Origin of the sequence: Dakarella massiliensis, assembly GCF_001182045.1 — a bacterium.
Classification (GTDB): domain Bacteria; phylum Pseudomonadota; class Gammaproteobacteria; order Burkholderiales; family Burkholderiaceae_F; genus Mesosutterella; species Mesosutterella massiliensis.
On sequence record NZ_CVTY01000006.1, the window covers coordinates 401,770 to 419,468 of the forward strand.

A 17,699-nucleotide genomic window follows, 5' to 3' on the forward strand; every position below is an offset into this window, starting at 1 on the left:
TAGATCTAGTGCTTATGGGAGCGGATCAGGCACCAACTGAAAAGGGACGGAAGAGATGTCTTTCACTACGGAACTGAGCCCGGCTGCGTGACCCGATAAGGGACGGAAAAACAGCGGGATGCGGTTTGAGACGTGACTTCTTCAGAGCGACATCTCAAAAGACATTCTCTTCACAACTGACACCGTTTCTCACCCTCCTCAAGGGGTAGAACCGAGGGGGAATTGCGGTTGAAGGCAGAAAGTGCCGGATGAATTTCAGACTACAGAAATGTGGGAACGCTGAAAAACGCAGGTAATGAAAAAGCCCCAGGGGTTAGATGTCACGGACCATATAGGCGGACTTTTCCTGGGGCTGTTGCTGGAAGAGATGCTCGCGGTTTCGGGCTTTACCGGCCCGACTGGAGATTCTTCCGATCGCAAGAAAAGTATCGCTCTTTTCGAAGAAAAACGCATCAAGGAAAATCCGCTTTTAAGACTCGGATAAGAATGCGATAATAAAAAGAAATGCTGTTGAAAATAAATAAAAATAAAGATCCGCACTGAAGCTCTCAGACTACCCGCCGCTGCGCCATAATGGTTGAGACACAGAGCGCCCCGGGAGGCTCCTCTCTTTCGGGGCACAAAACTCACAAATTACAGGAGTCAGACATGACGAAAGCCCCGATTTTCGAGATCAATGATTCAGACGGCAAGCCCTTCAAGATGGAAGATCACTTCCCGATGGTGCTCTACTTCTACCCGAAGGACAGCACCTCCGGCTGTACTACAGAAGCGAAGGAATTCACCGCTCTGATCCCGGAGTTCCAGAAGCTCGGGTACGACGTTGTCGGTGTCTCGCGTGACTCCGAAAAGAGCCACCAGAACTTCATCTGCCGCTACACCCTCGCGATCACGCTCCTCTCGGACCCGGAAGAAAAAGCCTGCAAGGCGTACGACGTGATCAAAGAGAAGAACATGTACGGAAAGAAGGTGATGGGCGTTGTCCGCAGCACGTTCCTGATCGATAAAGACGGAAACCTCGTGAAGGAATGGCGGAAGGTGAAGGCGGCTGGCCACGCCCAGGCGGTTCTCGACTTCATTAAGAATCCGGAAGCGGCCAACGCCTGACCGTAATCAGTCCTGATTCAAACAGAAACCCGGAGGGTTCTTCAAGAGAGCCGTCCGGGTTTTCGTTTGCGTAATGACAGGATTCGTGCGGAGCCCGCGAGTAAGAGGCTTTCTGAAAAGTAGCGTTATTCTCATCTTTTGTTTTTGCTATTACATAATTTCACGACTTAGAGTTGCTTTGTCGTTTGTTGTAACTTAATGATTTAACGGCGCTATCCAAAATTATTAAAGGGTGTTTAATAATTTTGACGCTGATAAATACGCAAAACATAATGAAAAAATAAAAAATAGTTATTTTAGTAGTACGGAAAATAGAACCCCCCATTCTTGTATAATTGGCCGTCAAGATTTTGTCAAAAGCTCTCAGAAAAAAATGACGATTAATGTTCAATGCGTCTACGGGGATGACGACATCGAGAATGTCAGAAGCTGCATCATTCCGAATCTTGCTGCTGCCACAAAGGAAAAAGTCATATTTCTGACAATGAATTACGACGCTGCCGGCAAAAGGCTTGACTCCGGGGATCCGTATGGCTGCGAAGTCTGGGATATTCCGAAGACATCAGACGGTCGGACAGGCTTTGATGAGGAAATCACCACGTTTGAAGATTGGTATCTTCAGATGCTCGCTTTCCTGACTTTTGGTGGGCCGGGCGGCAGGTATAAAGAGAGAAAGAGGAAATATCGGGAAAACTTTCGAAGACTCTGAAATGATAAGAATTGTCAGCTTTGATTAGTGGCAAGGCATTTCAACCCGCACTTGGTATCTTCCAAAGTTGATCTCCAATATGCAACCAGTAGGGATTATTTCCCTAGTTGAATTAAAAGATAGCCGCTAAATGAAAAGACTCGCTTTTTATACTTTTTGGGAAAAAGATGGCATTGTCAGAAAATATGTCTTCACGTACCTGAAAGGCCTTCAGGAAGTTGCGGACAAAATTATAGTTATTGCCAATGGGAAACTTTCTTCCGAGGGTAAAGAGAAGCTTGAAAAGCTAGGCGTTACCGTCTTGCAGCGAGAAAACAAGGGATTTGATTTTGGGGCCTGGAAAGCCGCTTTTGAGTTCCTTGGCTGGGACGAAGTACTGAAGTTTGATGAACTGGTACTCACAAATTGTAGCAATTATAGTCCTGTGTACCCTTTCTCTGGAGTTTTTAGGAGAATGGAAAATAACCTCTGCGATTTTTGGGGTCTGACACAGCACCAGGAGGTGAAAAACGCCCTAATCATTGCGGGAGACAAAGACTCTTATATCAGACGGCACATTCAGTCTTTCTTCATAGTAATCAGACAGAAAGTCATCCTGTCTGAAAAGTTTTCCTCTTACTGGGCTGACCGTGTTGAGGCAGAGAACCTGAAACAAGAGATCTGTGAACACGAAACAAAGTTCACAGAATATCTGGAATCTGCAGGATTCAGCTGGGATACTGTATTTAAGCCGAAGGGAGAATTTAATCCCAGTTTTTATCAGGCAACAGAATATATAGATGCAGGATATCCTTTGGTGAAAAGGAAACTTTTTAATTCTCCTTCTTTTGTTTGGACCGATCATACCAGAGGAGATACACCCAGTAAGGTACTTGAAAAGCTTGAAAAACTTGATTATCCAGTCGACGAAATATTTGAGGATCTTCTTGGAACCAGCTGTCTAAGCGTATTGAATAGGGATATACATTTTAATAAGTTTATTCCTGACAATTCCAGTGAAGATATTGATGATGTGCTGAAGGATAAGAAAATAGCGGTTGTGTTTTTTGCGTATTATCCTGACATTGCAAGCAGGTATCTGCCTTACATTCTGAATCTGCCAAAAACAGCGCATATTTGCTTAATTTCTACTAGACAGGACACTTTGGATTCATATTCTGAACTGTTCAGGAAATATGATCTCGATTTTGAGTGTCGGATTAAACCTAATAAGGGACGCGATTTTGCGGCGTATTGTATTACAGCAAGAGATATTTTTGATAAATATGATTACATTTGCTGTGTAAAAGATAAGAAATCCCCTCAGATTTCGTCTCTGATAGCGGAGTCTTTTGATAAACAGTGTTGGGATAGTGTGCTCTTTTCCAGAGATTATGTTAATAACTGCCTCCGGCTGCTTTATGACAACCTCTCCGCAGGCATGATTTTTTCTCCTCCGCCTAACTTTGGTCCTTACACCTCGGTTGGAAATGAGATGAGCCATAATGAGGAGCATATTTCGTATCTATGGAAAGAGTTGAAACTCCGCATTCCAAAGGAGGAAAGCGAGTTGGTTGCTCCTTTTGGTTCTATTTTTTGGATTAAAAGCGCCACCGCAAGGACACTGCTTCCCCATAATTGGACATATGAGGAGATGCCGCCTGAACCAATTGGACCGGATGGAACGCTTCTGCATGGTTTAGAAAGAATATGGGCGTATGCCGCTCAGAATGATAGATTTTATCCAGTAATTGCAATGCCTATTTCGTTAGGAGAAATTTATTACGGGGATGCTCTTCTGCAGCTGAGAGATCTTAATGCGGCTTTATTCGAAAAATATGGAATCAACTTGCATAGACGTTTAATTGATTTGATCAGAACGCCTATAGAGCCTGTTAAGATTACGGCTATAAAAGAGCCCGCCAAAAATATTTCGATTAAGAAAATCGTCAAGTACCGTCTGATGGCAAAAATTTTTCACGGAAATAGAAGAAAACATTATGAGAAGAAGCTCACCAAATATCTTGCAAAATTTGCCTGACAGAGGATCGGTGCTGATGAAATCATAGGTTCAGTCGTTTTTGACTGCTTTAAAATAAGTCAGATTCACTGACATTCTCGGCGTAGCTGAACTGATTGGCACCGCTCTTATGATGCCGTATGCCCTTGGTCTTACATTTGGAGCTCATCATCTCAAGGAATTTTGGAGCTGGAAGAATGTTTTTTCATTTTGCTCACATTCTTTATGTTGTCCTGCCGGGGAGTGACGCGCTGTTTGATCGATTCGATCAGAGGATATTAAGTATGTGTTTTTGGTCAGATCCACTAAGTGCAAGGAGCCCAGAATCATAAAAGGGGACTTCTTTTCAATCAAGATTTCCTGGAGGCTGTCGATTTTGATGAGATTTAATAAAAGTTTTCCTATAATTACACCATACGCATCAATCGCATGCCAGGTCTGACTACCTAAATTCCCGCTCAGATAGCTTATTTTTATTTATAAAATTAATAGATCTGGGTTAAAAGTACAGATAACATATCGGGAATTTAGGCTATAAACAGCGTTGCTAATAGTGATACTTGTGATTTTTTATTCCTATTTTAAATAAAATTCGGGGTTTCAACGTGATTGCAAGAGAGCAGAGTCCTGATGCAGACCATAAAATTGCGTAGTAATACCGACGTATAAAGCAAAGAAGCATATATTAGGTGTAATTGATAGGATCGGCCCTGAAGTTGACAGAATTTATGTTGTAGATGATTGTTGCCCAGAAAATTCAGGAGCATTTGTCGAAAAAAATTGCTCTGATCAGCGAGTTTCTGTTATTAGAAATAGTGTAAATCAAGGTGTTGGTGGAGCTGTGATGACAGGGTATAGAGCGGCTCTCAAAGACGGAATCGATATCATTGTTAAGATAGATAGTGATGGGCAGATGGCCCCCGCATTAATAATTGATTTTGTTGGTCCTATAGTAGACGGAGAAGCAGATTACACTAAGGGAAACAGATTCTTCGAATTAGAGAAGGTAAAATCCATGCCAAGAATCCGACTGATTGGGAATGCCATTCTCTCTTTTATGTGTAAGCTATCATCTGGATATTGGAACCTATTTGATCCTACGAATGAATTTACCGCCATACATGCTGATGTAGCACGTCGGTTGCCTTTTAATAGTATAAGTAAAAGGTATTTCTTCGAAAGCGATATATTATTCCGTTTAAATACACTGAGGGCCGTTGTGATTGACATCCCAATGGAAGCTAAATATGGAGATGAGATAAGTAATTTAAAAATTTCTAGAATAGTCGGTGAATTTTTAGTTAAGCATTCAAAAAATTTTATAAAAAGAATTTTTTATAACTATTATCTGAGAGATATGTCCTTGGCATCGATTGAGTTGCCGGTCGGTCTATCACTCCTGCTATTTGGAACTATATACGGTATATATCATTGGGTACACTCCACGACACTGGGAATTACGACTCCAGTTGGAACAGTAATGATCGCTGCCTTAACTATTCTGATGGGAGTTCAACTGGTGCTGGCATTTCTGTCTTATGATATAGCCAACATTCCTAATAGACCTGTTCACGTCCATAATCACTATAAAATAATGGCCAATAATCGATTCTTTATTTATATTTTAGTCGGTATTATCTGTGCCGTAATCGATATAGGGCTGATGGGACTATTAATCCATCAACACATAAATTATTTTCTAGCGGCTACTATTGGTTTTTTGCTGGATTTATTGTTAATTATTTTTTACATACTAAGATAACTTTTAGATCAACACTTTCCAACGAACATTTATTTAAATATTCAATAGTTGTAGCAATTAACTATCTATTAACTCTGATATTTACCTATATATTTGAACAATTTTTTAATCTGCCGATGATGGGGAAGATAATATCTTTACCGGTTGTTGCTGTAAATGGGTTCGTCTTATTAAATTATTGGGTTTACTGTAAGTAAATATATTTAATTTTTATATTTATTTTTTTGTATTAATTATTAGATGCCGTAAAAGCAACAGCAAAAATGTTCAAATTGACTTCCGAAAAGAAAAATTGGCTTATTCTCGCCATTCTATCAATAGGATATTTTTTCCTATCTTCAGTCATCCCTCCTCTCATGTCGCCTGATGAACCAAATCATATTGAAAGAGCCTATCTCCTAGAAAAAGGTGTAGTTGTATTGGACAGAAAGGAAGGGAATTCAAGCGGCGGATATATTGACACAGGTCTATTGGATTACCTTGGCTACTACAATCCGTTTCAGAAGAAACTGCAGCCAGAAATGATTCATAAGGCGGAAAAAATTAATTGGAGTGGAAATCGGGTGTACGCAGAATTGCCCGGTACTGGATATTATTTTCCTGCTGCTTATACTCCCCAGGCTCTAGGTCTCATGCTTGGGGAAAGTATTGGACTAAATATTGATCATTCGTATCGTCTTGCTCGCTTATTTGCTCTGATGGCGATAATCTTGATTCTTTATCTTTCCTTTAGGCTCTTTTCGCCAAATGGCATAGTGCTAGCAATCCTGGCTCTGCCCATGACTATTTTTCAAATGGCATCTGCAAGTTTAGATGGTATTTGTATTGCTATTACAGTTCTAGCGATATCAGCCTTTATGCGAATATCAAAAGATAAAAACGCCACTTCTGACAGTATTCAATATGTACTGGCATTATCAATTGCTATCCTTGTTACAAGCCGTCCAAACACATTGCCGATGCTTTTGTTGCTTGGTGCTTCAATTTTTTATATCAAGAATAAGAAATCAATATTTCTTTTTATACTGACAACATTATTCATTGGGATATGGACATTGCTGTCATTAAAAACCACAGTCGATTTAAGAGTAACTTTAGGACATTCATCATCTAGCATAATTTATTATTACATAACACATCCATTTGACTTCATTAATGTTGTTGGGAATACCTTATCTAACGAACAAAATAGATCTTTTTATTTCAAATCATTTATTGGAATTTTGGGTTGGCTTGATATCCCACTAAGCGATAAATATTATAAAATCATCTCAATTTTGTTTTCTATAATAGTGCTTTTATCTGTTTCTCTAAAAAATATTAATAATACTTGGAAGCCAAGATTTCTGTTGTTTATTACCTCAGTAGCAACTTTATTGCTTGTATTTTTTGCTATGCTAGTTACATGGACTCCTCATCCTGCACATCAGATTCTTGGAGTTCAAGGAAGATATTTTTTGATACCAGCTATTTTGTTTGGATATGCGATATCAAATAATATAAATTTTTCAAATAATATCCGTACAAAAGAAATCCAATTTTTATTATTATTCTTTTTATTGTTGCTGTTTATTCTTCGATGCATTTCACTATTAATCGTTATTTTTTATGTACCGGCCCCATTGATCACAGGACACTTTCTCTAACCTAAAATTTCTTTAGGGGAAAGACTATAACAATCATGAAAAAAGAGGGAACTTTAAAAACTCGTCCTACGACCAGTCGTAGAATTAGTTTGCCAACGGACAAGAGGGTCGGTTCATTATGAGCTGTACCCTGGCAATACATTTGAGTTTGGAACCATGGTTCCTCTTCTTGAAAAACTGAAGAATGTATGTCATTGCTTACCTTCTCTGAAACTCTGGTAACGCGATCAGAAAGATGATTGCGCCACCGAACGGATGGATGTGCCGCATTCATCCGGTGGCGGAGAATACAGACGTCAGCCTATATTGCATTTCACTGAGCGAGTGTCAGGCGCAATGATAAATTTTCTGCATCCCTTCATCGACTACTCAGAGTGACTCGATCTGGGAATAGGCAGGTAAGCTATAGAAGCTCTCTATTCCCGATGCATCCTTTTTCCAGGCGTACGCATGGCTGACACTGATAAAAAACCGACTGAAACCCCGAAACCGGCAGATAATCCAAACCCCTTTGCCGCTAACTGCCTCTGGGGCGGGGTGTACGCGTTTGCCGCTTTCTTTCTCGGGCAGCCGCAGTACCCAGGCGGCTATATCGGTGTCGCGGCGTTCTTTGTGATCGGTTTCCTTTGGAATCCGGCCCGGTTGAAGAAGGGACAGAAGACAAAGATAGAAAAGGAGTGGGAGTCCGCGAAAGAAGCTCTGCTCGACGATTCAAAAGAAAAGACTTCAGACACGGATGAGAAAGAGAAGGTCTCCCCGACTGATAAACCCTGACCCCTAAAGACAAGGAGTTCCTCTGATGACGATGAGTGATGAAGGACGGAAGATCTGGAACAGCCCGGCAGGCGTTCACCTTCTTAAAACCTGGGGGCTCGGAACCGAAGAAACGCCAGAAGACCGGGAGACGATCAATCGTCTGAAGGAACTGAACCGGAAGCGGGGGATTGTGCCGGGAAACGCCGCGGCGGATAAGAGCGGCCGCGAGCCTGACTCGGATAAATAAGCGATTCGGGAGGATTCCCATGACGAAACCGAGTGAACCGACAGGCTGGCGATCGATCGAACTCTATAACAAGATCACGCTTGGGGTCGCTCTTCCGGCGTTCGGGAAGGCGGCCTGGAAACCGTTTCTCGTCGTTTCTCTCATCCTCATTATCTGTAAGCAACCACCTTACAGTGATATGGGGATCACCCTCATCCTCGGCGCGCTGATTTTCTACGTGATTCCGGGGTATCTCAGGTTCGTTCGGGACGCGGCCGGCAGTCCTGACTTCCGCCGGAACCCCAAGGCGGCTTTGGAAGAGGCGAATAAAGTGGCTTCGAAGATCCTCCTTCTCAAGGAACTCGAATCCGGGCAATTCAAGGCGGAAGGCTGGAAAGAGGGGGACCGGGAAGCGTTTCTCATGAGTGACCGCGAGGTGGTGAGGGACGCGGAACTCATCCGTGACCCTAATCACCCGACGGATCCCTTTGCCATCGCCTGCGTCTGGCGGGGAAAGACGATTGGGTACCTGCCGCCCTTTGTTTCCCGGTTCCTCGGCCCCACGATGGATAAAGGACTGCGGCTTAAAGCCTCCATTCATGGCTGGCGGTCAAGGGAGAAGCCGGGGCTTGCTGACGTCGTTGTCCTTCCAAAGCCTGTTGATTGGAAAGATCAGTCAAAGCTCGACCTTGTCTTCGCAGATATCCGAGGCGCTTACTATGAGTCTGGGCTTTCGGCGAAGGCGTTCCGCGAGAGTTTTAAGCGAACCGGTCTGGAGACTCCCCCTTGAGATAACCTCCAGTCTCTGGCTTTTCATCGCCCGATAAAAAATGCCGATCTCTTTATTGAGACCGGCATTTTGGCTCCCGGGCGCTTAAGAGCTTACCTGTTGTTATATGGGAGCTTCTTGCTTGAGACGAGCGCCTTATGGTCCGCCTCAATAATAAACGGGTGGATCGCGGCCCAGGTCTCGGGGAAATTATCGATAAACGCGGTGTGCCACGCCTTCGGAACCACGCAGAGTCGCGAATTCGGAAGCATCTGATGCGCTTCGAGCACCGTGATCACCGGCGCGTGGTCATCTTCATCCCCCACAATCAGGAGCACCGGAGCTTTCACCGCTTTGAAGGTTTCGGCTCCGACCGACATCCGGCTCCAGAAATTCATGTAGTTCGTGAGGAACTCCTGCCAGCGACCCGGTTCCGGCATCAGTTTCAGCTGCTGCTCGACAAAGGCGTTATCGATCTTCCGGAGGTCCGAGACCTTGAGACCCGGCTTGAAGTACCCGGGTTTAAGCGTTCCCGCGCCGATCGCGACGATCCGGTCCACAGCTTTCGGCTCCAATTTCGCCACTTCGTACGCGGTGTACGCCCCGTCGCTGAACCCAATAATCATCGCGGGTTTCCGGGTGACCGCGTGCATCACGGCTAGCATGTCGCGCCCCTTCTGCTCGTACGTGATCGGGGAGTGTCCGATTTCAGACCGCCCGTGGCCGCGCGTCGACACCACAATCACCTCGTGGTTCGGACGCAGATGGTCGATCAGTGTCCCCAACTCGTAGGGAGCGCCGACACCGCCCCCGTGGAAAACAAACACCGGCGTTCCGGTCTGAGGCGTCCCGTAGATCTCGTAATAGATCTTCGCGTCACCGGCCTGCACCGTGTGACCAACCGACGGATTATTGCCGTACGGGGTTTGGCTCGCGGCAGCGCCTGGCTGCTCCGTGAACCAGCGAAGTGGTCCCTGGGTGCCGGTGTGAGCCGCGGAGACAGGCCCTTGGGATGGCGACCCGGGGAAAGCCGACACCGCGGCGTATGCCGCGCCGGATCCAAACGCCAGTCCCGCGATCATCGCGGAAAACAGCAGATTTCTCATCATGACTCTGTGTGTCCTTTCTGACGGTCCATTTTCGGACTGAATTAGTTAGATGTCTAACTATTTTATTCTGAAAAAAGAAAAAAGCGAGCCGTTGATACTGCAGGTTTTGGAGGAGGGGAAGAAGGGCAAAAAAGCACCGATCTTCCACCCGGGAGGAGAGAGAGTCCGGGATGAGAGATCGGTGCAACCGACAGTAGGAGATAATGGTGAAACCGAAACTTATTTGTTCTTGCGGATAAAGAGGCAATAAACAAAGCACAGAGCCATGATTACGAGAATCACCAGCATGAAGCCAAAGGCGAGCTCGCAGCACTGAGCCATGCTCATAAACTTCCACTTCGGAATCAGATACCAGGAGTCCGAGCTGTTGTACATATCGATGAACCACTGCTGGAGGCTCGAAAGCTGTGTACCGTCAGGAACCACCGCGAGGTCGTACCCGCAGTCTCCAGTCGGCTTGAACCAGTCAGGAGCCCACTGGGCGAGCGGGAGATCAAACGGATAGTGAGGATCCGTCGAGCAGCCCTGCATACCGAACATCGCGGTCGGATCGTCACTGTGAATAGCATGATGGATAGCCTCAAGCTTCACAGAACACTTAAGACCGTATATCGCGCCGGCAAAAGCAAAGGCATAGCCCAGCACCTTCAGGATCAGGTTTTTTGGATTGATAACGCAGATCAATCCGCCGATCGCCATCACCAGAAAGCCGAATCGGATGTAAACACACTGTTCACAGGGTGCCATGTAAAGCCACACCTGGAACATGTAATGCGCAACCAAAACCAGAAGGACGCAGACTGCGGCCATCAGAACCCAGGGCCAGCGCATATCCTGCCAGTCTGCAATTGCGCCGACAGGATCCTTTTTCAAATGATCAAACCAGGACATTTTTAGTCTGCCTAAAAATCTGCCCTGCCAATAGGCGATACCGGCAGGGCAGCCGGGGAGCCTGTGAGAAGATTCTCTCAGGCTTCCTCAATCAGTTAATGAACCTTGCTGTTAAAGGCCTTTTCAGGATCAAAAACGATTGCCTGATAGCCTGTCGTCGAATGGAACTGGAGTTCCACGGACGGCTCCTTGGCACCCCACTCAAATTCCTCGAGATAGGGGTTCGGGGCAGATACGAGACCGCCGGTCTTCAGGTCATAGTTAGCACCGGCCGTAGCGGAGTAGACGAGGACAGAATTCTTGTCCTTCATGTACTTCACGAGAGAGGTAACGGGGCTGAACCAGCCATGGCCGCGTTCCTTGCCGTACTCCCAAACCTGTTCAACCGTGCGCTTGTTCTGATCGATCTTATAGATCACCGCGCGGCTGTACTTCTGAGAGGGAAGGGCGGGCTGCTCAAAGTGGCGGGCATCGCCGTTATCGAACACGGAGAGCCAGAAGGTGTTCTTATCGGACATCTCGTCGATACGGAAGGCCGTGTGCTGCGTGAAGGTCCAGTCGAAGTTCGTGTCGTGGCAGACATATTCATCGCAGTCGAGTTTCTTGCCGTTCTTATCAACCGGGGTGAGAAGCAGATCATGGTAGGGCTTCTTCCAGCCGGCGCCACCGCCCAGAATCCACTTCACCTTGTGATCGCGGCCGATCTTGATGACCGCGCACTGGTGACGGGACGAAATGATGATGGAGTCGTCCGTCGGGTCATAGTCGACAGAGTTCACGTGAGCCCAGTTGCGGCCAGGGCCAGTGCCGACGATGTCGCCGAAGTTTCCTGCTTTATCGAGCTTCTGCAGTTCCTCGGTAGTTACCGTCTTGCCGGCGAGGCTTGCGTCAATATTCAGGCAGACAGCGCCCTGATCGAGTGCCTTGATGGCGACATCGCGATACGGATCAAGAATTTCCCAGAGACGCCACTGATCAACCACCTGACCATCCTGGTTCACTTCAATAATCAGGTCGCGGACCGTGTGCACGTTGCGGCCATCGGTACGTTTCAGGTTGGCAGATGCCACACGAAGGAAGTAGTGACCGTTCTGGGCAGCGTCCATTGAGTGGCTGAAATCACTGTAGGCGAAGGGGAGACGACGGTTCCAGACTTTACGGCCCATGATGTCGTACTTCACATAATGCTGACCGTAACCCCAGGTGAGAGCGCCGTCATCATTCTGCTGAACGCCCATCATGATGCCGCCGTTCCAGAGGGAGTTCACATCAAAAATCGGATCAGCCTTGAGGTACCAGCGGATTTCACCCTTGGTATCGGTAATCCAGTTAATCGGGTCAGAGGACCACTGCAGCGCGCCGCCTTCAGGGCTGTTCCAAACGGCCTTTCGAGTACCGCCGGCAACACCGCCAATGTTATTCACGTAGTACAGACGATTCGCAAACTTCCCGGTTGCGGGCTTAATGACAGTCGTCTTCGGGAAAATGGCATTTTCGCTCTTGGAGCCAGCCAGATCACGCCAGGCCGGAGGCGCGTACATCTGATAGGTTTCGTCGAAGTGTTCCGTCTTATTGTTCCAGATACGGTCGTAACTCACCTGAACATGGTTGACGTGGTCCGGGTACAGACCGAAAACCGGGATGCCGCCGTGAGTCATCACCTGGCTGTCGGACACGTGATAGGCGATTTCCTGACCGCCGGTCTTCGGGACGATGCGGACGCGGACATTCTTCAGCACATAGCCGCCGTCATGAATGATGGCGGTGAGCGGCGCGATCTTATACGGATTCATTTGAATCTCGCCGATATGACCCTGAACCTTATAGATGGTCTTAGCGCCGGACGGACCGCCAAAAGCGAAGGCGGCCGTCGGAAGAGAAATGCCGGCTGCTGCGGCGATGGTCATTTTGTACAGCTGACGACGGGTGATACTCATATTGTTCCCCTTTGAATTGTTTCGAGACAAAGCTTCCCCTACCCTGAGGGGATGATTCCCTCAGGGAGAAAAGCGAACTGCGGAGAAAACTGAATTACTTTTTCGCGAGGACTGCGATCAGATTCACGAAGCCATCAATGCTCTGAATGTTCTTCGTCATGATCAGCCACTTGCCGTTGACGACGTAGGCCGGAATGCCCTGGATCTTCGCGACGTCATAGACGGGCTTCCAGGAATTGGCGAGAGCCTGAACGGCTGCCGTCTTGCGTTCCTTCGCGAATTCATCGGCAGAAATGCCAGTGGCTTTCGTCATGGTTTCGATGAAGGCGCCTTCTCCCTTGGTCCAACGTTCGGAGTGACGGTGATAGGCCTGATAGACAGCATCCTTGGCTTTCTTGAAGAGCGAGTCCTTGGCTTCAAGAGACCGGCCGGCTTTCTTATCCATCAGGATGCACATGGCAAAGAATTCAGACGCGCAGCGTCCGTACTTGCCTTTGGTTTCCAGATGACGAGGCTCGAATTTCAGACCGAGCTTTTCGATTTTCGGGATAGCGGTCGGGTCAACGCCAATGTCGTAGCGGAAGCAGAACGGGCAGTCATAGGAAAAAACCTTGATGACGGTGCCGTTAGCGTTAGCGAGCGGCTTGGCGAGTTTGACGTAATCGGTGCCTTCTTTGAAATCGGCAGCAAACGCGACAGCAGGAACAGCCGCAGCGAGAGCGGCGGTTAAAGAAACTTTGAAAAGTGAACGACGCTGCATATTCTCTCCATTCATTGATAAAAGGACTATTTGTCCCTGATAAGAAAAATGTAGTCGTTCATGATTTGAAAAAAATAGAGAATTTCAATGGGTGTATTCTTGTTTTTTGCAAATCAGAGTTCTTGTGATTCTAAAGTATTAGTTCTGTAGAACTATTTTTGTAAAAAATTCAAATGGAATCAATTGATATCAGAAGGCTGGAAAATATCAGCGGTCTACGTCTTCTTAGGTCTATATGCAGACTTGGTACTCTTTCTGCTGCCGCTGAAGAGCAGAAACTGTCGATATCGGCAGCCAGCCATCAGCTCGCTGTGATGAAGGACTTCTTCAAGGACGAACTGTTTCAGAGGTCAGGCAGAGGATTGATTCCTAACAGCAGAATGGGTGATCTGCTGCCTCGAATCATCCAGGTGCTTGATGGACTGGATGCTTTGAACGAGGACGAGTCGTTTGACCCAGGAAAGGTCAAACGACAGATGAGAATCCTCTGTTATGGGGTCGGGTACTTCACTTTTATTCTTCCGATTCTTTCCGAATTATTCGCTGAAGCTCCGGGGCTTCATCTCAGTATTAACTTCTATCCAAAGGATGGAAAGGCGGTTGAATTTTTTAAAAATGGATTTGCCGATTTTGGATTGAATCCGATTCCGCCAACAGTTCAGGGAATCCATATCCACCCTCTGACAACATTGAAATATGTGCTTCTTTTGAGCAGCACACACCCGATTTACAGGCGATGGAAAGAGTCACATCGTTTCCAGCTGAATTGGCTTCTTCCTTATACGCAATTTATTCCGTCCTCAAGCAAAATCGGCTATTACCGTCCCTGGCTTCAGCTTGCTGAGCAGGGTATGAGAACGATAGAAAGTCCCTTCTTTCACACGAATTCTTTTTATATCGAAGGTTCAAACGCGGTGGGTTGGATCCCTGAGCCGTCAGGGCGTTATCTGGAGGCAAATTCAGGCGGACGACTGGGCGTGATTTCTCTCCCTGGTGAAAAGAAGGGGGAGTTTGTCCCGAAGCTCTTTTGGCACGAAAGGCTGGAGAATGATCCTCTGCATCAATGGGTCAGATCAAAGATCATCTCTCACGCCTCATCTATGGATTTGAGCAAACCTTTGCTTTAATTTGTGCTGACTGTTTTGGTTCGATAAGAGGCGCCGATGCCGGCGAGCATGATGGCGAAGATGCCGGTAATTTCGGAAGGGGACAGATGCTCTTCGTAAAACAACAGCCCGAATAATGCAGAAATCGCGATGGTGAAGTACTCGAAGACGGCAGACAGAAGCATATGCTTCGCCATAAAAGCCATTGTGAAAAACAGCTGCTTCATCAGGGCAAGACACACCAGGACCAGAATCAGCATCGCATAAGGCAAACTGGCGTCATTTGCCCGAAGAACAGAAAAGAGATCATCAAAGTCAATCAGGAACGCGGCGCCGAACGCGCTGATTGCCGAAAAATACATGGCCGTACGCCAGGCGGGCTCCTTCCACTTTCTCATATGACGGATTTTGAGAATTGCTTGCGAAGCACAGAAACCTCCAAAGAGTGAAACCAGCATTGGAAGGAGATTCTGTTGGTTAAAGTTGTGGATGCAGGGACTGAGGATCAAAACGATCCCGATGAACCCCAGAAGAATGCTGCCCAGCGATCCCCACGGTAAGTCCTGTTTTCTTTTTAAGGATCCCCATAAGGCTCCAAGGGCCAGAAAAATCGGTGAAGTATAGAAAAGCGCGGTAGCGTTGGCCAAAGGCTGCCGATTGAGTGACCAAAACCAGCAGCACATAGCTAGGACCCCGAAAAAGGCCCTCAGAATCTGATGACCTGCGCAGGGTGTCGCAAGGGGCCGGCGCCTGAAAATCGCCCAGAGCAGAATGCAGGCAGCGATTGAAGATGATCGGATAACAATCAGCTGAATTGGTGTCAGGGTAATCAGGAGACTTCGGGCAGCGATCGAATTAATCGGGGTGATAACCGCAACGGCAAGCATCCAGAACGATCGGTAATCGAAGGAGCCAGATTCCTGAATTGAACTTGACGCGGCCATCCTTAAGTTACTCAGCTCCGTTAACAAATTACGAAGACCGTTAATAGCGGTCCTGGAAGAACGCCGATGTCATTTCATTAGGAAATCAGCTTTCTAATGTGATCCCGCATCAGATTTTTAATCTTGAAAAGGGTGACTTTTTCCGGCATCTGTGTGATACAGAATTTTCATTCTGCTACCAGATTTTGAGGAAAACAATAACGTCCAGGATATTTTTAGGGAAAAACGAGCCAGATTTTATTTATGTAATACAATAAATTATCAAAAGCGGATACTTTTCTGAAAAACAGGAGCCATGAAAAAGCCCCGGTGTTCTTACAACGTACCGACATGGCCGTTTCTTCACCGGGGCTTTTGGGATGGAAGGCTGGCATGTTGCTGTGAACTTTGCCTTGCAGTCTTCCTGTTACGGGATCTATTTTGCCTGTCCCAAAAATTTTCTGCCTCAGTGAAAATTCTCTTTTTAAAACAAATGAACTGTGGCATACTTTTAACTTCGTTGCCGGGGAAAGAGCCCCGGTTTTTTTATGCCTCGATCAGACGGTTCCCGTCCGCCTCCGCCCCTATAGCCCCGCTCTTCTGATAAACCGTTTAACATGACGAAGGAGCAACATACGGAGGTTTTTATCCTGACTCACGGGTTTACGGTATATCAATGTGTTAGAGTAATTCCCGTGATTCAAAATTCAGCAACTACAGCGGAAGAGGCGAAACATGATCCAGTCTTACGATCTCTACATGCCGACCCACCTGATCTTCGGAAAGGGCCGGATTTCGGAACTGAAGGACGCGGTGGCGGGAGCCGGAAAGAAGGCGCTGATTACGTACGGCGGCGGCTCCGTGAAGCGCTCAGGGCTCTTCCCCCGGGTGAAGGAGCTGCTTGAAAGCGCGGGCTGCACGGTTTCGGAGTTCGGAGGGATTGAGCCAAACCCGAAGATCACGTCGGTGCGTGAGGGTGTAAGCCTCTGCAAGGACGAAGGGATCGATTTCGTCGTGGCGGTCGGAGGCGGTTCGGTTCTGGATGCCTCGAAAGCGATCTGCTGCGGCGCGATGTACCCGGGAGATCCGTGGGATCTGGTGCTTGACGCGAAGAAGATCAAAGCGTACCTCCCGCTTTTTGACGTCATTACGCTTGCCGCGACCGGGTCTGAGTACGACCGCGCGGGCGTGATCTCAAACGAAGAGACGAAAGAGAAGCTCACGATCTGGGGAAACTTCCCGGTGACCTCAATCCTCGACCCCGAGTACACGATGACGGTGCCCGCGAACCAGACGGCGGCCGGAATCGCGGACATCATGTCGCACACCTTCGAGCAGTACATCGTGCGGGACGGCAATATGCTCTCTGACGGCTTCTGCGAATCGATGCTCCGCACGGTGACGCACTTTGGGCCGATCGCGGTGAAAGACCCCACGAACTACGAGGCGCGGGCCGAGATTCTCGCCGCGAGCTCGTTTGGCTGCTGCGGGCTCCTCGCGCTCGGCCGCAACCCGTCCCCCTGGCCCTGCCACGGAATGGAGCATGAGCTCTCCGCCTGGTACGACATCACGCATGGCGTCGGGCTCGCGATCCTGACGCCTAACTGGATGCGCTGGTGCCTTGAGACCGATCCCACGACCGTCAATCGTTTCGCGCAGTACGGGGTGAATGTCTGGAAGCTGAACCCTCGGCACGACCCGATGGAAAACGCGAAAGACGCGATCGCGAATACCCGGAAGTTCTTCGACTCGATCGGGATCCCGAATACCCTTGGAGCGCTTGGGATCGATGACACGCACTTCGGCGAAATGGCGGACCACATCAAAGCCTGCTGGGGCGATCTCGGCAAGGCCTTCGTTCCGATGGACCGGGACGCCATCCTCACGGTGCTCCGGATGAGCCTCTGAGACTCTGAAACTCTGATGTCAGGGATCCGGTCCAGCCGGATCCCGCCTTCCTCCCTTCACACAAACCCCCGCGGCACCTCACCAGGTCCGC

Annotated in this window: 17 protein-coding genes; 12 read left to right on the forward strand and 5 right to left on the reverse strand. The window is 47.6% G+C overall.

Features of this window, described 5'->3' with window-relative positions:
• Nucleotides 1-295 precede the first annotated feature (295 nt).
• From BN1936_RS05660 to BN1936_RS05700, 10 genes are all read left to right on the forward strand, one after another.
• Nucleotides 296-484 (forward strand): hypothetical protein, encoded by a 189-nt coding sequence (locus BN1936_RS05660; protein ID WP_049686850.1) that lies wholly within the window; start codon nt 296-298, stop codon nt 482-484.
• 164 nt (nt 485-648) lie between these two features.
• A complete protein-coding gene (locus tag BN1936_RS05665) occupies nt 649-1,107 on the forward strand; it encodes a peroxiredoxin (protein WP_022444853.1) in 459 nt (152 codons plus the stop codon).
• Nucleotides 1,108-1,480: 373 nt separating this feature from the next.
• Nucleotides 1,481-1,816, forward strand: coding sequence for a hypothetical protein (locus BN1936_RS05670; RefSeq protein WP_022444854.1), 336 nt, complete (start codon nt 1,481-1,483; stop codon nt 1,814-1,816).
• A 130-nt stretch (nt 1,817-1,946) separates the two neighbouring features.
• Nucleotides 1,947-3,836 (forward strand): rhamnan synthesis F family protein, encoded by a 1,890-nt coding sequence (locus BN1936_RS05675; protein ID WP_022444855.1) that lies wholly within the window; start codon nt 1,947-1,949, stop codon nt 3,834-3,836.
• 682 nt (nt 3,837-4,518) lie between these two features.
• Nucleotides 4,519-5,577, forward strand: coding sequence for a glycosyltransferase family 2 protein (locus tag BN1936_RS05680; RefSeq protein ID WP_325058612.1), 1,059 nt, complete (start codon nt 4,519-4,521; stop codon nt 5,575-5,577).
• Nucleotides 5,574-5,774, forward strand: coding sequence for a hypothetical protein (locus BN1936_RS11930; protein WP_407919251.1), 201 nt, complete (start codon nt 5,574-5,576; stop codon nt 5,772-5,774). Before BN1936_RS05680 ends, BN1936_RS11930 begins: the two co-directional genes overlap by 4 nt.
• A gap of 66 nt (nt 5,775-5,840) precedes the next feature.
• Entirely contained in the window at nt 5,841-7,223 is a 1,383-nt protein-coding gene (locus BN1936_RS05685; RefSeq protein WP_022444857.1) for a DUF2142 domain-containing protein, read from the forward strand.
• A 450-nt stretch (nt 7,224-7,673) separates the two neighbouring features.
• Entirely contained in the window at nt 7,674-7,997 is a 324-nt protein-coding gene (locus BN1936_RS05690) for a hypothetical protein (RefSeq protein WP_022444858.1), read from the forward strand.
• Between the two features lie 25 nt (nt 7,998-8,022).
• Entirely contained in the window at nt 8,023-8,226 is a 204-nt protein-coding gene (locus tag BN1936_RS05695; protein WP_022444859.1) for a hypothetical protein, read from the forward strand.
• Between the two features lie 19 nt (nt 8,227-8,245).
• Entirely contained in the window at nt 8,246-8,995 is a 750-nt protein-coding gene (locus tag BN1936_RS05700) for an HIRAN domain-containing protein (protein WP_022444860.1), read from the forward strand.
• A gap of 92 nt (nt 8,996-9,087) precedes the next feature.
• On the opposite strand, the gene BN1936_RS05705 is transcribed toward BN1936_RS05700, so the two are convergent.
• From BN1936_RS05705 to BN1936_RS05720, 4 genes are all read right to left on the reverse strand, one after another.
• The gene (locus BN1936_RS05705; RefSeq protein ID WP_198290749.1) at nt 9,088-10,083 is read right to left on the reverse strand and encodes an alpha/beta fold hydrolase; all 996 of its coding nucleotides are present in this window, start codon (nt 10,081-10,083) and stop codon (nt 9,088-9,090) included.
• 219 nt (nt 10,084-10,302) lie between these two features.
• Nucleotides 10,303-10,974, reverse strand: coding sequence for a protein-disulfide oxidoreductase DsbI (gene dsbI / locus BN1936_RS05710; protein ID WP_022444862.1), 672 nt, complete (start codon nt 10,972-10,974; stop codon nt 10,303-10,305).
• A 95-nt stretch (nt 10,975-11,069) separates the two neighbouring features.
• Nucleotides 11,070-12,911, reverse strand: a complete 1,842-nt coding sequence (locus BN1936_RS05715) for an arylsulfatase (RefSeq protein ID WP_022444863.1) — start codon at nt 12,909-12,911, stop codon at nt 11,070-11,072.
• A gap of 94 nt (nt 12,912-13,005) precedes the next feature.
• Nucleotides 13,006-13,671 (reverse strand): thioredoxin domain-containing protein, encoded by a 666-nt coding sequence (locus BN1936_RS05720; RefSeq protein ID WP_022444864.1) that lies wholly within the window; start codon nt 13,669-13,671, stop codon nt 13,006-13,008.
• A gap of 173 nt (nt 13,672-13,844) precedes the next feature.
• On the opposite strand from BN1936_RS05720, the gene BN1936_RS05725 reads away from it, so the two are divergent.
• A complete protein-coding gene (locus tag BN1936_RS05725) occupies nt 13,845-14,798 on the forward strand; it encodes a LysR family transcriptional regulator (RefSeq protein ID WP_022444865.1) in 954 nt (317 codons plus the stop codon).
• Here BN1936_RS05725 and BN1936_RS05730 read toward each other — a convergent pair.
• Nucleotides 14,795-15,721 (reverse strand): DMT family transporter, encoded by a 927-nt coding sequence (locus BN1936_RS05730; RefSeq protein WP_022444866.1) that lies wholly within the window; start codon nt 15,719-15,721, stop codon nt 14,795-14,797. The genes BN1936_RS05725 and BN1936_RS05730 overlap by 4 nt on opposite strands.
• Before the next feature lie 714 nt (nt 15,722-16,435).
• On the opposite strand from BN1936_RS05730, the gene BN1936_RS05735 reads away from it, so the two are divergent.
• Complete coding sequence (locus BN1936_RS05735) at nt 16,436-17,608, forward strand: iron-containing alcohol dehydrogenase (protein ID WP_022444867.1); 1,173 nt, start codon at nt 16,436-16,438, stop codon at nt 17,606-17,608.
• Nucleotides 17,609-17,699 lie beyond the last annotated feature (91 nt).